Below are 13799 nucleotides of genomic sequence, written 5' to 3'. Positions count from 1 at the left end.
AGCAGCCTCGGTTACCGCAGTCCTGCCGAGTACGAGACCGTGCTGGCGGCCTGACCACCGCACCAACGGTGTCCGTCAAAGCGGAGCAAGCTCAGTGTTGGTGGCCGGGTTGTTGCGGAGGTCGCTTCGGTGGCCCTGGCCGACCGGCTTCCAGCTCTGGAAGGTGGAGGGCTTCCAGCGGGGCCGGTCGGGGATGCTGGTGTCGTCGGGGTCGGGAAGGGTGCCTCTGTTCCTGCGGTTGCGGGCAGCTCCGACGCTGATGCCCAGGTGCGCGGCGACCTCGGCGTAGCCCCAGAGCTGCTGGTCGTCGGCCATGTGTGTGTCCTTCCTCGGTGCTTCGGTGACGAGCGTACGCGCCGCTGGTCGGGTGGGCGCACGGCGAGGCCGCCCCGTCCTGGTCGGCGCGGGGCGGCCTCGTGCGGTGGTGCTCAGGAGCCGGCGTGGTGGTTGGCGTGGTTGAGGGCGGCGGTGGCGACGGCGAGGGCGGAGCACAGGCCGGTGACCTCGGACAGCGTGGGGCGGACCAGGCGGGGCCAGTCGTCGGGGGCGGCGGGCCAGGTGGCGAGGTGGACGTCGCCGGTGGCGAGCCCGAGGCGGGCGGTGACGTCCCAGCCGGCCTCGGGCGCCTTCTCCCAGCGCAGCAGGATGCGGCCGAAGGGGAGTCTGGGCGTGGTGGCCGGGAGCCAGAGGACGTCGATCGGCTGGTCGGGGGCGGTGGGGACGCGGCGGACGAGTGCTCCGCTGGCCCACGGCGGCATGGGATGCAGCGCGAAGCGGTCGAGCGGCTGCGGGTGAGCGAGGCGGCGGGTGGTGGGGATGCGGGTCTCCTTCGGGTGAGGGCGGTTCAGGGCCAGGCGAGTTCGTCGCGGACGGCGGCCGGGAGGTAGCCCTCTTGGCCGTCCTCGCCGATGTAGGCGGTGCCGTTGTGGACGACGACGTCCGAGCCGATGTAGTGGGCGAAGGCGAAATCGGGATTGACGGCGAGGCGGACCTGCAGGTTGGGGTCGAGGTTCTGGAGCCGGGCGATCAGATGGGCGACGGTGAAGTACTGGGGCATCGCGGGCCTCCGAGCAGAGAGGGGCTGGTGGGTGTGGGCGCCGGTCACGGGAGGTCGAGGCGGAGCCGTTCGCGCAGGACGGCGGGGCCGTTCGAGGCGGGCTTCGCGTGGGTGGCGAGGTGCCGTCTGCGGGACTCGTTGACGTAGCCCTTGCCGGAGTTCTTGAACTCCCACCTGCCGCAGGTGCAGACGGCCTGGGAGTAGGAGCGGCCGGGGCAGTCGGGGAGGAGCGGCTTGCCGGAGCTGGTGTGCTTGTGCTCGGGCGGGCAGAGACTGCGGTCGGCGTGGTGGTTGGTCAGCGGGGCGCGGTGGGCGGGCATCAGGTCCTCTCGGTTGGTGGGGCGGTCAGCTCAGGGGAGGGGATTGCCGTGCCGTGCAGGTCGCGGCGGGGGCGGACCAGGACGAGGTCATCAGCGGGCCACGGGTCGCAGGTGTCCCAGGGATGGCCGGTGGTGAGGACGACGGTGCCGTTGGGGCCATGGACTTCGGGGAGGCCGCAGACGCCGCAGCCGCAGGTGGGGTCGTAGGACTCCGGGCAAGCCCGGTACGGGCCGGCGGCGAAGTAGCCGGTCCGGTGGAGGCGTCCGGGGCCAGCGGCTTCGAAGGCGGAGACGATCAGGTCGCCGGAGCGGACTTGGTCGGCACGGACGATCCGCAGGTGAACGCTGGCGAGGATGCCATGGCTCGCCTGGTGCTCGGTGGTCGCGGAGACGACCACCGGGTGGAAGTCGGCGTCGTGGGTGCTCGCGGGTCTCTCCCTGCTGGTCGGCGGTTCATCCCGGGCAGTCCGGCCCGGGAGCGAGGTTGGTTCAGTCGGCAAGCCGGTAGGAGCGCATCGGCAGCGACTCGCCCTCGGCTTCGAGCACCACGAGGCCGTCAGCGGCCAGGCGGTCGAGCGATCTGGCGACCGTGCGGTCGGCCAAGTCGAGCGCGTTGCCGATCTGGCGCACGCGGGCGCCGTCCGGCACCTTGGCGAGGTGGGCGATGACCTTTCGGTCGCGGCGCAGGCCCAGCTCGTGGATGTCGTCGAAGGTGCTCAGCAGGCCGCTGACGGTCACGCAGAGGCTGAGGGCGAAGGCGGCCGAGCCCGGTTGGACGGAGAAGGCGTTGAGCGCTCCAAGCGCGGCGATGGCCGGGCCGGGGATACGAGTTGGGTCGATGGTGAGTTTCACGTGCGGATTCCATTCGTCGGAAAGGGAGTTGCGGGTGGGGCCGGGGAAGGGCCCGCCGCTGCGGCGGGTGCCCGGAGGTGGGCGCGCGGCGGGGCCCCGTGCCGTGCTGAAGGCGAGCGGTCAGCTGGCCAGGGTGAGGGAGTTGCTGGCGGGGGCGGCGGCCTCGGTGTCGAGACTGACGATGCGCGGGCCGGTCGGGACGCTGACCTGGCGGGCGGCGAGCCAGCGGGCGACCGAGTCGGCGCAAGCGGCGCAGTCGTCCGCGAGGGAGAGGCTTCCGTCGCCGACGTAGATGTCCACCACGTCCTCCTCGTCGGCATTGAAGGGCGAGGTCGGCTCGGGGTAGAAGCAGGCGAGCCAGGCGGAGTGGAACTCGGCGGGGCGCGCGATCTGGCCGTCATCGTCGGTGACCAGGATTTCCCCACCGGGGACCAGCAGGGACAGGGCGAAGTAGCCGCCGCCGGTGTGGATGGGCTCGAAGTCGAGGCCGCGCTGCCGCAGGGCCTGGTAGACCGGACGTCCGGCGACGGGGCTCTCGCCGTGGGGCAGTTCGTCGGTGAGGGCAGACTCGATGGAGCGGAAGGTCAACGCGTGCTCTCCTGGGGTGGGTTGGTCGGGGTAGGGGTTGGCCGAGGTCAGCGGGTGGGGTTGGCGATGAGTACGGCGAGGAATCCGGCGACGGCCTCGGAGGGCGTGTGGATGCCGAACTCCTGGGTCCACGGCGTGGCGTCGGCGCCGGTGGGCTGGACCTGGATGCGCCAGACGATGCCGCGCTGCCAGGCGCCGGGGTCCTCCGGCAGCCAGCCGACGTACACCCGAGCGTCCGGGCTGGTGCAGTGGACGTTCCCCTCCGGTGTGTCGACCATCGGCCAGCCGAGGCCACGGAGGAGGGCGAGCACGGGCTCCGCACAGTGGTCGGAGGAGAGCCAGGGGCGGTCCTGGGCGGCGGGGCGGACGGGCGCGGGCAGGAGGCTGCTGGGGGTGTTCACGGGGGCCGGTCCCTTCGTTGACCTGCGGTTTCGGCGACGTGAGTACTTTGACATGCAGCGTCCCGAAGTTCGTAGTCGTTATCCGCGATCGGGCTCTGCCGTGGGCGAACTGGAAGGGAATGGATCGGGGCACCCGGGTGCTGAACCACGGTTGCGGCGCGGGGCCGTACGGGCGAAGGGGGACGACGGCGTTGATGGCGAGCAGAGGCCGGGACATGGCGGCGCTGGAGCGCAAGATCCGCAGCGCGGGGCGGGCCTGGACGATGGGCGACGTCACGGTGATCGGCGAGGGCCAGTGGGCCGTTCGTACGGTGTGCCGCGCCGAGCGGCAGCAGAACGACGCGGTGGCGGCACGGCTGGCGGACGGGCGGCGGGTCGAGCTGACGGTGGAGGAGTTGGCCCGCGTGGTGGGCGCGGAGGACCCGGGCTCTCACCGCGAGTGGGAGGCGAACTGATCGGCGGCTAGCGTCGGTTCGCAACGGGCCTGGCCGCAGTCGCGGCGGCCGGCGGGGCGGGCTGCTCTGCGGGAAGTCCCAGGGGGCGGGGTGCCTGCGAGGTGCGGGCGGTGGCGGCCCGCACGCGCGAAGCGTCCGGGCCGCCTTCGGCCTTGAGAGCGAGTTCGCGGGCGTCGATGACGTGGCTGATGGCCTGCAAGGCGGTGTTGCTCTCGGCGTAGGCCGTGCGCAGTGCGCTCGCGGACTGGGTGATCCGGTCGAGGTCGTAGAAGGCCGGGACGTGGCCGGGCCGGGTGAGCGCGTGCAGCCGTTCCTGGTGCACGACAGCGGCGTTGGAGACGACGGCGAGGTGGGAGCGCGTGTGCATCGCCGTTCGCAGCAGCGGGTCCTCGACGGGCAGGCGGACCGAAGCCTTCTCCAGTTCGGCGATCGGCCGGCCCCAGGCTTTCTCGATCATCGAGTCGGCGTGGTCGAGGGCGGTCGGGTCGGACACGGTGTTCTCCAAGGGGGCTTGCTCGGTGGCCTGGCGGGAGGCTGCGGCCTGCTGCTCGGCGTAGAGCTGGACGGCGTGATCGTTGCTGCCGGCGCCGAGCTTGCGGCGGGCTCGGGCGGCTCGGGAGTGGACGGTGGCGGCACGGGCGCCCTGCCGGTGGGCGATCTCGGCGATGGTGTAGCCCTCCGTGAGGAAACGCAGGAGGGTGGCCTCGGCGAGGGTGAGGGGAAGGCCGAGCAGGGGCTTGCTCAACGGAGGCTCCTTCGGGGAGTGGTGGCGGGGAGCGGTCTGCAATCCACGGGGCGGTGGCGGTACTTGGGCATGGGCGTGTCCTGCTTGCTGGTCAGCGGGCGGGGCCGGCGAGGGCGACCCGAGGGGGCGCCGGAGCCGGGTCGAGGTGGTGTGGGCGAGCACGGAGGTGGCCGTCTGGGGGACCGAGAGCGAGCGGGAGGTGGCTGCCCTGACGCGTGCGACCTCCAGCGGGCTCGGCGCGGTCCGCGTGGCGGTGACGCTCGCGGGCAGGCGCGCCACTTGGTCGCGCCGCAGGTACCGGTGCACCGGGGACGGGTCGAAGGCGGCGGTGGTGAGCGTCTCCAACAGGGGCGCGGGCACGTGTGAGGAGGCGGTGGCGTACCAGTGGCGCTTGGGCGGTCCCGACTCGAACACCCACCGTGCGCTGGTGTCGTTCATCTCCTCGGCGTGCGAGAGGAAGCCGGGGCGGGTCGAGCGGGTGACGAGCTGATCGGGGCTCTGGACGACGACGGGCTCTGCCCACCCTCCGGCCACCCGGCGCGGGGCGGGCTTGCCAGGGCCGAGGTAGGCACCTGGGCCTTGGGCGTAGGCGTCGGCGAGGGCACTGGTGAAGTCCTGGACGATCTCGTAGGGCACCCGGTCGTCGAAAGTGACCAGCCACTGGGGGACGGTCGGCTCCGGACCGGCGCTGATCTTCCAGAGCGTCGAGTCCTCGGCCTCGGGAAGGAACGCCAGGCGGGCGGTCAGATCCGGTGCGGTGACGTAGGCATTGCCCAGGTCGTCGTTGGTGGCGGCCCACCCAGCCTTGATCAGCGGGGTGATGGCGTCGGTGGCGTCGGCCTCCGACTCGGCGAGGTAACGCGGAGAGACGCGATACTCACGGGGCTTCTCGGCGATGTTCGGCATGACGGTTCTCCAGGGGTCAGCGCCGACGTGCTCCGCCGGCAACCGGCAGCGCGGCGGGCGGGACGGCGGGGCGCTGCGGCGGGCAGGCGTGTGGACGCGCGGTGGGGGTCGGGGTCGGTGCGCGGCGGGCGGTGACGTGGGGCAGGTGGCGGGCGGGGATGCCGCCGAGGGGCCGCTCGACCGGTTCGGAGGAGCTGAAGGTGAGAGTGGCGCGCACGAGCGGGTAGAACGGCACGCCGATGCTGAAGTCGGCACGCCAGGAGGGGCGTTGCGGGTCACCGGCGATCATGCTCCACGATGGCGGGACCAGGCCGGCGATCTCCTCGTCGGCGGGCTGGTGTCCGACGCGGTGGCGGTAGAGGGCGGTCTCGTCCGGCGCGACCTGGTCGTGGAAGCCCCTCGGCCCGGGGTCGGGCTGCCAGCCGCGGTCGGCGAGAACGGACGCGGGCGTGCAGTCGAGGTGGTGGGGTCCGCCGAGCAGGTAGTCGCGGTGCCCATTGCGCAGGCCGTCGACGAGGACGGCGGTGAAGGCGGCAGTGATCTCAGCGGGCGTGCCGGGGCCGAACTCCGCACGCCACAGCGGCTCCGAGCCGGAGACGGTGTAGCCGTGGACGCTCCACGTGCCCGGTGTCTCGGGCGGGCCGGAGTTGGTGAAGACGGTGGTGCGGCAGGGGCTGGTGAAGCTGGCACCCCCGTCCGCTGTCCGGGCGCGGCTCCAGCCGGGTGCCGAGGTCAGTTGGCCGGTGACGAGCCGGTGGTCGCCGGGACCGGCGAGACGAAGCGGACGAACAAGAAAGGGGGCGGAGGACACGGGCAGGCTCCTGAACGGGGCGGGGAGCGGGCCCGCACACCGCCGTTGGCGGGACAGCGTGCAGCCCCGGGGCGCTGGGGGCAGGGAGCCGTTCTGAGTCGGGAGTTCACGGCGTTCACCGGCCGCGCGAGGGGGAGGCGGCCTGCATGAGGCCGGCGGGGACGCGCGGCTGCGGCACCGGAGCGTGGCTGAACAGCGCGGAGGGGGCGGGGCTGCGTCGCAGTGCGGCAGCGGTCCGTACAGATTGCGCGGGGGAGCCCAGAGTGCGCTCGGCGGCCGGCACCGCGCGGGCAGTGGCGACGGTGTGCCGGTGGTCCCACTGCTGGAGGGCGGCGTAGACGGGGCCGAGCGCCCGTCCGGCATCGGTGAGGATGTAGGGGGCGCCGTGCCGGTTGTCGGTGCGGGCGACCAGGCCGTCCGCCTGCATGCGGTTGAGCCGGACCGCCGCGAACTGCGGCGGGGAGTCGAGCCGTTCGGCCAAGTGGGTCAGGCGCAGGCTCCCGTGCTCCGAGAGCAGGCGGACGGTTTCGGTGGTGTGTGCCAGCTGCAGGCGGTGCAGGGCGTCCTCGACCCGGTCGTACCGTCCTTGCGGGGTGCGGTCGATGTGGTCGGAGGACCACTGCGCGAGAGCGCGGTAGACGGGTCCGAGTGTGCGGGCCGCCGACGAGAGCCGGTAGGGGGCGGTACGGTCGAACTCACCGTCGCGGACCACCAGACCAGCCTCGGACATCGTGGCCAGACGCTTGCTGATGTACGACTGCGACAGTGCCGGGAAGTGCCGGGTGACGTCGGAAACGCGCATCTCCGGGCCGTACTTGGCGATCGTGTGCACGACGTGGGTGGTCCACCGTGGGGTGAGACGGCGAAGGGCGGCCTCGGTTCGCTGCGCGTCGGTGGTGCTCATCGGGGTGGTCGACTGGATGGACATGGCCGGGAGTTCCTTGTTCAACGGGTGCGGGGGGAGAGGAAAGGGTGGGCCGCTGCTGCCGGGGGCGTTGCCTGGGCGGGGCCGTTCGTGGTGGGGGTGAAGCCGCGGTAGAGGGCGGCGACCTGGCGGTCCCGTTCGCTGCGGGCGGCGGCGTGGGCCGCTATGCCCTGTGGGGTGAGGGAGAGCATGCGCCCCATCTGTGGGGCGGAGTTGTTGGCGTCGCTGGTCACGAGTCCGGCGGCGATGAGCAGCTCGATGGTCTCGGGATCTATGGGGGCACCGAGCCCCGAGCCCCAGACCACGTAGGGGTCGCCATGCATGTTCGCGCGCAGCCACAGGTCCCCGCGTTCCAGCTCCCGCATCGCCGCCAGCGCGAAGCCCTGCTCGTCGTTCCAGGTGGCCGGTCCGGGCAGGGGGTGCTGGCTGCTGGGCGCCGAGTGGCTGCTGGGATGCGCGTCGGCCAGGTGGCGGTCCTGGGCATGGCCTGGGGCGTGCGGCTCGAGTCCGCCGATGCGGTCGCAGGCGTCGAGGACGCTGGTGAGGCGCTCGTAGGCGACGTCCTTGCGGGCGCAGAGCTGGTCGAGCTGGCCGGCGGCGTACACCAGGTTGGTGCCGACCTCGGGTCGGGCCGGACGTTCACCACGGGCCATCGGTTGCAGCCGGGCGATCAGCGCCTCTGTCTGGTCGGCGAGTTCCCGCTGGATGCCGTCGAGGTCGCAGGCGGCGTTGCCCGCGAGCTGGGCCAGCTGGGCGCGCGGGGTGTCGTGCTGGTAACGGGCGCCGAGCAGGCTGAACGGGTCGTCGACGCCGAGCCGCTCGTAGACGAGGTGGGCCCCGGGGTGTACCAGCGGGTCGTGCGGGTTCACGAGGCCGCCTCCATCCGGGCGAGGAGGGAGCGGACCAGGGTGGGCAGGCTGTCGGGGCCCTCGCCGCCGAGGCGCACGAAGCTGACCTCCTCGTCGAGGAGGCGGTGGGCGTCCTCGGTCAGGGCGGTGATGATCTCCGTGCACGCGTCCGTGAACTCCGTGGAGGCGAGCAGAGCCTGGCCCAGGATCTGCAGGTAGAGGCCCGGTGGGAGGGCGGCCTCGGTTGCGAGGGCGGTGATGGCCTGCTGGTCCTGCGGGGCGTAGGACGAGAGATCGAAGTCCGGGACCTCGCCGGGGGCGGGGGCTGTGGCGTCGGACGGCAGGCTGGCCGAAACGGTCAAGCAGTCGACGGCCTGGGTGAGGTCGGCGAGCGATTCGGTCAGCCAGCCCAGGGCGGAGGCGTAGGAGGCGAGGGCGAACAGGGTGGCGGGGGTGGTCGGCAGCCGCTCCTCCAGCAGGTCCTCCAGTCGGAAAGCGAGTGCTGTGATCACCTTCGGCCCGGCGGTGAGCGGCCCGAGGACGGGGTGGAGGTGGGAGCGCGAGCGCGGGGTGGCGTGCTCGGTGGTGACGATGCCGGTGACGGCCTCGGCGGCCTCGGCGAGCCACGCGGCGAGGTCGGTGTGCGTGGGGGTGGGGGTGGTCATCATCGGGCCTTTCGGGTGGCAGCGCTGGTGGCGAAGCCGGGGGATGCGGTGGTGTAGGCGGTGGCGCCAGCGGTTCCCGGTGCGGGGCGTACGGATCGGGCGCGGGCGGCGCGTACGCGGGCTTCCTGCAGCTCCCGGACATGGACCTCCTGGGCAGGGTCCATGCCGGGCGGGAGGTTGAGACCGGTGCGGCCCAGGCGGTTCTGGGCGGAGCGGTAGACCGCGTAGTCGAGCCGGGGGCCGGCGGCGATGAGGTGGACCTCGCGCCTGTGCTGGGAGTCGGCGGGGGCGTCGCGGAACTGCACGACCAGGCGGTGTGAAGCCCACTGGTCGCCGACGCCGAGGTAGATCTTGTGGCAGCCCTCTAGCCGGCCCTCCAGACGGGTGGCGACGCGTTCGCCGTGGACGAGGTCCTGAAGGTGCAGCAGGGCCTGGTCGCGGATGGCGTCCGGGAGTTGGCGAAGGTCCGCGATGGCGTCGGGGTGGGCGGAGAAGCCGAACTTCGCGCGGCTCACAGCGACCGCCCCCGATCGGGCTGCGCGACGGCCGCAGCCGCGGGCGCGGACGCCAGGTAGAAGCTGTGCAACCCGTTGGGAGTGGTGTGGTGCTCGGCGAGAACGGCCAAGTCGGGAGCGAACAGCGCGTCTTCGGCGTGCCAGGACGCGTCGTCCATGGGCAGGGAGTCGTCGGGAAGGCGGAAGTCGATCTCGGTCATGCGGCGAGTCCCAGCTGGTCGGGGGTGGTCAGGACGCGGTGGGCCAGCCGGGAGGGGCTGGTGGTGCAGGCGGCGAACGGGCCGTCCGGAGCGCGGAGCTGGAGCAGGGCGTGGTCCAAGTGGTCGCGGTGCCACGTCGAGGGCCCGCTCTGGCCGGCCTCGGCGGCGGTCAGCTGCTGCCACGCGAGCCACAGCGCGTGGAGGCGGGCGACGGCCTCCGGGTGCTCGTGCCACTTCGCGCACCACGGTCGGGTGGAGCCGATCTCCCGGCCGTAGACGGGCAGCAGGATGTGGGTGACCCAGAACGAGAGCTCCGCCAGTTCGGCGGCGTACTGGGTGCCGCCCATCGCGAGGATGAACAGCGAGGGGGCACCGGCGGGTTCGCCCTCGGGCGCGGTGTCCGGCTCGGCCGAGCCGGACCCGGCCTCTTCGTCGGCTTCGGAGCCGAGGCGGTCGAGGATCACGCCGTGCTGGCGGACCTCGGCCATGGTGCGGTTCAGCGCGCTGACGAGGTCGTCGAGGTCCTCGTCGGGGATACGGATCGGCTCGGGCTCGGGGGTGCCCGGCATCGGGTCGGACTCGGACATGGCACATCCAGGGGGTTCGGACGGACGGGGAGGGGGCGGCTGGTCTTCTTCGGGTCATGGCAGGGCTCCGGTGAAGCGGTTGGTGAGGAGATGGTCCGCAGGATCGGCGGTTTGGTACGGCCGCCGATCCGTGCTAGGCGCAAGCCAGTTGGGCGCCGTGGTTCTGGACGAGGCGCAGGCCGAGGGCGACGGCGTCGCTGAGGGTGTCGGTCAGCGGGTGGCCGGCGGCGGCGAGCTTGGCGGGGTGGTGCAGCCCGCCGGTGTGCAGCACCGCGTACGCACCGCAGGCGTGGGCGGCCTCCGCGTCGTCGACGGCATCGCCCACCAGCAGCACCCGGTGCGCCTGCTCGGTGAGGCCGAGGGCGGCGAGGTGGGCGGCGAGCGGGGCGGCCTTGGTGCCGCCGGAGGGCCCGGTGCGGCCCTCGATCCGAGTGAAGAAGTGGCCGATGCCGGCCGCCTCGACCTCGCGCACGAGGGTGTCGTGCGGGCACAGCGACAGCAGCGACTGGGTGTGCCCGGCTTCGCGCAGCCCGGCCATCAGCTCGGCGGCACCGTCGCGCACCCGCACCGGCTGGGCGCGCAGGTGCTCCAGGAAGGCGTTGTCGCTGGCCAGCCACTCCTGCTCGGTGATGGTGCGGCCGAGCAGGCGGGCGTAGAAGTTGGGGATCGGGACGGTGTGCTTGGCCCGGTAGGTCTCCCCGTCGACCGGCACGCCGCCGAGGACGGGCAGGGTCGCGTTCAGCGCGGCGACGTGGTCATCGAGGTCGTCCTTGACCGTTCCGTTCCAGTCCCACACAACGTGCATGCGGACGGCGGGAGTTGCGGTGGCGAAGAGGGCGGTGTTCACGGCGGTTTCCTTCGGGGTGAGCGTGGTGGTCAGGCGGAGAGGCAGTCGTTGAAGCGGTGCAGCAGCCACAGCGCGAAGGCGGCCCCGGCGAGCGGGACGGCGGCGACGAGCAGCGGGACGGGCGCGAGGGAGGCCAGAGCGGTCCCGGCGGCCTGGCCGACGCCGATACAGGCGATCAGCCAGGCGAACGCCTCGGTCGATTCGCCTTCGGGGGCAAGGCGGTCGACGGTGAGGAACACGGCGGTCAGCAGCGGTGCGAGGAAGGTGCCGGGCAGCACGGCACTGAGTACGGCGACGGCGGGCGCGGGGTTGGGCAGCAGCGGCAGCCATCCGGCCGCGAAGCCGACCGAGGCGGCGACCAGGTGCCGGGCGGGGGCGCCGGGCCAGGCGTGGCGGTCGTAGGCGAGGCCGCCGAGCATGCTGCCGATGGACAGCGCGGCCGGCATCACCCCGGCCAGCCACCCGGCGTGGTGGCGCTCGGCGGCGGACAGCGCCAGGACGTTGACGGCGCCGAGCGCGACACCGGTGCCTATCAGCGCGGCGAACAGCACCCGAAGCCCCGGCACGCGCAGCGGACCCGCCCAGTGCACTGCCTTGGTGGGCTCGGACGGCGTCCAGGCGCGGGAGGGCTGGGAGGTCACGACCAGGCCGGTGCCGAGCAGGCCGAGCGCCGCGGTCGCCACCAGCGCGCTCACCGCTCCGGCACCGGACGCGAAGCCGGTGGCCAGCAGCGGGCCGGCGACGAACACCAGGCCCTGGGTGCTGCTGTCCAGCGAGAGCGCGGTGCGCTGGCGTCCGGCGTCGGGCAGCAGCACCGGCCACAGCGCCCGAAGACTTGCCTCCAGCGGAGGCGTCGCCAGCCCCGCCGCCAGCACGGTGAGCGCGGCGAGCACCGGGTGGCGCACCGGACCGGTGCACGGCAGCAGCAGGAACGCAGTACTGGCGGCGACCGTGGCGGCGATGAGGACCCGGGTCTGACCGTCGCGGTCGACCAGGCGCCCGAGCAGTGGCTGCCCGAGCGCGGAGGCCAGACCGTACAGAGCGCCGAGCGCTCCGGCCAGGGCGAGCGGGCCGTGCTCGGCACGCACCAGCAGCAGGATCGCGATCGGCGCCATGCCGGTGGGCAGGCGGCCGATCAGGGTGCCGCCCAGCAGGCGGGCGACGTGCGGCGTACCCAGGACAGCGCGGTAGCTGCTGCCCTGGGCCGGGCCGCAGTCGGTGGTGGTGCTCAAGGAGAAGGTCCTTCGGTCGTACGGTCGGCGGCGCGCGGGCGCGCCGGGCCGGGGTATGCGCAGGCATGACAGCCCCCTCGGGTCGGTGCGGCTGCGGGGAGAAGAGTCCGCGGATTCCGGAATTTGGTACGGCCGGGAAAAAGAGGTAGAAGCCCCTCACCCGGCACGGCAGCGCGCACAGCGCGGGAGGGGAGGAGCCAGCAACTCCAAGGCCCGCTTCGCCTGTTGGGGGACGACGCCGTTGCCGAGCGCGGTGAGCTGAGCCGGGCGGCCGAGGCCCGGCGTGGCGGTCACCCAGCCCGCCGGAAGCCCTTGCATCCACTCGACGAACTCCGCCCGGAGCTTGCCGCCCTCGTCAGTGGCCGCCGGCGCCGGACGGGTGAGCGTCTCCCATCGGGCGACGGCTGCGGCGTACGGTCCCCACCGTCCGGGGTCGGGCCGTCCTGCGGCCACAGCGGCAGCGCCACCGCCATCGAGACCGGCGAGGCCCGGCGCCGGGAGGAGCGTGAGGCCGGGTTCCGGGGTGACGAGGGCCGGAGCGAGGCTGCTGCCGAGGGCAGGGTCAGGTCCCCGCCGCCGTGCCGCTGGTTCGGCGAGCCCTTGATCCCGTCCGACGCCTTCGGCGTGGGCAGCAGCCACTCCACCTCGTCCGCCAGGTTCGGGCCGTGGCCGCCGCGCTTCCTCTTCTCCGGATGCTGGCTGCCGCCGTTGGAGCCGATGTTGCTCGTCGGGGTCTTCAGCAATGCCGTGGTCGGCGGGCCAGGCGGTGAGGAAGACCCTGGAGCGGTGGTGGGGTGCTCCGACGTCGGAGGCGCGAAGAACGAGCCATTTCGCGTCGTACCGGAGCTCGGCCAGGGTGCCGAGTACGGCGCCAAGTGCCCGCAGATCAGACTGAGTTGGGTCGTCTCCCAGACACCACGGGCAGCGTTCCAGGTCGCCAGAGGAGGCGGCGACGGCGGGGGAGGTGAGCAGTCCTCGTACATTCTCGACCACCAGGAGGTGCGGGCGCAGGGCCTCGACAGCGCGAGCCACGTGCAGCCAAAGACCGGATCGGGTTTCGGAGTTGAGTCCGGCGCGGCGGCCGGCGACCGAGACGTCTTTGACAGGGGAAGCCCGCCGTGAGGGCGCACACCTCTGGGGTGGTGGACCAGTCGATGGTGGTGATGTCGCCCAGGTTCGGCACGTCGGGCCAGTGGCGGGCGAGGATCGCGGACGGGCCGGGTTCGGTCTCGGCGTGCCAGGCGAGACGGCCGCCGAGCGCGGCCTGGACGCCGAGGTCGAGCCCGCCGTATCCGCTGCACAGGCTCCCGATCAGCGGGCCGGGGCCGACGCGCAGGGCGAGCGACTCGTCGAAGGTTGCGTTCACGGGTGGTTCCTGAAGCAGAGGACGGCGGTGGTGAGGGCAGACGGGGCCTGCCCGAGCGGCGGTAGGACGGGGAGCGGGTGCACGTCAGCGGCCCCGGACGCGCAGGGTCTCCGGCTTGGTGGTGCCGGGGGCGAGTGCGGCCTGGTGGCGCAGGCGCGGTGGCGAGGCGAGCAGGGCAGCGAGTTCGTCTAGGGCGGCGGGCTGGTCGTGCGCGAGCTGACCGGCGAGCTGGCGCAGCGCGCCGGCGGCGGCGACCAGGGTGGCCTGGGCATCGAGGAGGTCGAGGTAGACGCTCATGCCATCGGTAGGCAGATGGACCGGGCGGATCCGGGCGATCTTGTGGCCGGTGGTGATGAGCGCGGACGAGGCCACGGTGATCACGTGTGCGATCACGGGCGCGACCAAGGCGTCGCCGAGTACGGCGCGATGGTGGGCACGTGCCTGATCGGACTCCAGAGCGCCGGTCTCGTTGACGTCGC

General features: G+C 73.0%; 20 protein-coding genes and 2 pseudogenes. 1 reads left to right on the top strand and 21 read right to left on the bottom strand.

The window, feature by feature from the left end; translation table 11 throughout:
* Positions 1–75 precede the first annotated feature (75 nt).
* The 8 genes from P3T35_RS37630 to P3T35_RS37595 all read right to left on the bottom strand — a co-directional run bounded on the left by P3T35_RS37630 (position 76) and on the right by P3T35_RS37595 (position 3218).
* A complete protein-coding gene (locus P3T35_RS37630) occupies positions 76–315 on the bottom strand; it encodes a MarR family transcriptional regulator (protein ID WP_101382986.1) in 240 nt (79 codons plus the stop codon).
* A 113-nt stretch (positions 316–428) separates the two neighbouring features.
* Entirely contained in the window at positions 429–758 is a 330-nt protein-coding gene (locus P3T35_RS37625; protein WP_101382987.1) for an esterase, read from the bottom strand.
* An 86-nt stretch (positions 759–844) separates the two neighbouring features.
* Positions 845–1057, bottom strand: a complete 213-nt coding sequence (locus P3T35_RS37620) for a hypothetical protein (RefSeq protein WP_101382988.1) — start codon at positions 1055–1057, stop codon at positions 845–847.
* Positions 1058–1101: 44 nt separating this feature from the next.
* Complete coding sequence (locus P3T35_RS37615) at positions 1102–1377, bottom strand: hypothetical protein (RefSeq protein ID WP_101382989.1); 276 nt, start codon at positions 1375–1377, stop codon at positions 1102–1104.
* Complete coding sequence (locus tag P3T35_RS37610; protein WP_143676943.1) at positions 1377–1877, bottom strand: hypothetical protein; 501 nt, start codon at positions 1875–1877, stop codon at positions 1377–1379. The genes P3T35_RS37615 and P3T35_RS37610 overlap by 1 nt, the downstream gene beginning before the upstream one ends.
* Complete coding sequence (locus P3T35_RS37605; protein WP_101382991.1) at positions 1867–2229, bottom strand: helix-turn-helix domain-containing protein; 363 nt, start codon at positions 2227–2229, stop codon at positions 1867–1869. Before P3T35_RS37605 ends, P3T35_RS37610 begins: the two co-directional genes overlap by 11 nt.
* 120 nt (positions 2230–2349) lie before the next feature.
* The gene (locus P3T35_RS37600; protein WP_101382992.1) at positions 2350–2817 is read right to left on the bottom strand and encodes a hypothetical protein; all 468 of its coding nucleotides are present in this window, start codon (positions 2815–2817) and stop codon (positions 2350–2352) included.
* 47 nt (positions 2818–2864) lie between these two features.
* Positions 2865–3218 (bottom strand): DUF317 domain-containing protein, encoded by a 354-nt coding sequence (locus P3T35_RS37595; protein ID WP_101382993.1) that lies wholly within the window; start codon positions 3216–3218, stop codon positions 2865–2867.
* Positions 3219–3412: 194 nt separating this feature from the next.
* Here P3T35_RS37595 and P3T35_RS37590 point away from each other — a divergent pair, with 194 nt between their 5' ends.
* On the top strand, positions 3413–3673 hold the full coding sequence (locus P3T35_RS37590) for a hypothetical protein (RefSeq protein ID WP_101385379.1): 261 nt from the start codon (positions 3413–3415) through the stop codon (positions 3671–3673).
* A gap of 7 nt (positions 3674–3680) precedes the next feature.
* Here the strand turns inward: P3T35_RS37590 and P3T35_RS37585 are convergent, their stop codons facing one another.
* The 13 genes and pseudogenes from P3T35_RS37585 to P3T35_RS37525 form a co-directional block, all read right to left on the bottom strand.
* Complete coding sequence (locus P3T35_RS37585; protein ID WP_101382994.1) at positions 3681–5324, bottom strand: DUF317 domain-containing protein; 1644 nt, start codon at positions 5322–5324, stop codon at positions 3681–3683.
* Between the two features lie 16 nt (positions 5325–5340).
* The gene (locus tag P3T35_RS37580) at positions 5341–6135 is read right to left on the bottom strand and encodes a DUF317 domain-containing protein (protein ID WP_180356662.1); all 795 of its coding nucleotides are present in this window, start codon (positions 6133–6135) and stop codon (positions 5341–5343) included.
* Between the two features lie 115 nt (positions 6136–6250).
* Positions 6251–7063: a winged helix-turn-helix transcriptional regulator gene (locus P3T35_RS37575; RefSeq protein WP_280709432.1), complete on the bottom strand. Its 813-nt coding sequence runs from the start codon at positions 7061–7063 to the stop codon at positions 6251–6253.
* 17 nt (positions 7064–7080) lie between these two features.
* Positions 7081–7929 carry a hypothetical protein gene (locus P3T35_RS37570; RefSeq protein WP_101382996.1) on the bottom strand — a complete coding sequence of 283 codons (849 nt, stop codon included), beginning with the start codon at positions 7927–7929 and terminating at the stop codon, positions 7081–7083.
* Positions 7926–8573 (bottom strand): hypothetical protein, encoded by a 648-nt coding sequence (locus P3T35_RS37565; protein ID WP_101382997.1) that lies wholly within the window; start codon positions 8571–8573, stop codon positions 7926–7928. The genes P3T35_RS37570 and P3T35_RS37565 overlap by 4 nt, the downstream gene beginning before the upstream one ends.
* Complete coding sequence (locus P3T35_RS37560) at positions 8573–9088, bottom strand: hypothetical protein (RefSeq protein WP_101382998.1); 516 nt, start codon at positions 9086–9088, stop codon at positions 8573–8575. Before P3T35_RS37560 ends, P3T35_RS37565 begins: the two co-directional genes overlap by 1 nt.
* Positions 9085–9288, bottom strand: coding sequence for a hypothetical protein (locus P3T35_RS37555; RefSeq protein ID WP_101382999.1), 204 nt, complete (start codon positions 9286–9288; stop codon positions 9085–9087). Before P3T35_RS37555 ends, P3T35_RS37560 begins: the two co-directional genes overlap by 4 nt.
* On the bottom strand, positions 9285–9875 hold the full coding sequence (locus P3T35_RS37550; RefSeq protein ID WP_101383000.1) for a DUF4913 domain-containing protein: 591 nt from the start codon (positions 9873–9875) through the stop codon (positions 9285–9287). The genes P3T35_RS37555 and P3T35_RS37550 overlap by 4 nt, the downstream gene beginning before the upstream one ends.
* A gap of 133 nt (positions 9876–10008) precedes the next feature.
* Positions 10009–10722 (bottom strand): HAD family hydrolase, encoded by a 714-nt coding sequence (locus P3T35_RS37545; protein ID WP_280709426.1) that lies wholly within the window; start codon positions 10720–10722, stop codon positions 10009–10011.
* 29 nt (positions 10723–10751) lie between these two features.
* On the bottom strand, positions 10752–11954 hold the full coding sequence (locus P3T35_RS37540) for an MFS transporter (RefSeq protein WP_101383001.1): 1203 nt from the start codon (positions 11952–11954) through the stop codon (positions 10752–10754).
* A 156-nt stretch (positions 11955–12110) separates the two neighbouring features.
* A pseudogene (locus P3T35_RS37535) lies at positions 12111–13001 on the bottom strand (DNA cytosine methyltransferase); the annotation flags it as partial.
* Positions 13002–13122: 121 nt separating this feature from the next.
* A pseudogene (locus tag P3T35_RS37530) lies at positions 13123–13320 on the bottom strand (hypothetical protein); the annotation flags it as partial.
* 84 nt (positions 13321–13404) lie between these two features.
* Positions 13405–13713: a hypothetical protein gene (locus P3T35_RS37525; RefSeq protein WP_143676944.1), complete on the bottom strand. Its 309-nt coding sequence runs from the start codon at positions 13711–13713 to the stop codon at positions 13405–13407.
* Between the last annotated feature and the right edge of the window lie 86 nt (positions 13714–13799).

The organism is Kitasatospora sp. GP30, from assembly GCF_029892145.1.
Classification (GTDB): Bacteria; Actinomycetota; Actinomycetes; order Streptomycetales; family Streptomycetaceae; genus Kitasatospora; species Kitasatospora acidiphila.
Note: the sequence above shows the minus strand (reverse complement) of the source record. Positions and strands in the feature narration are given on the sequence as shown.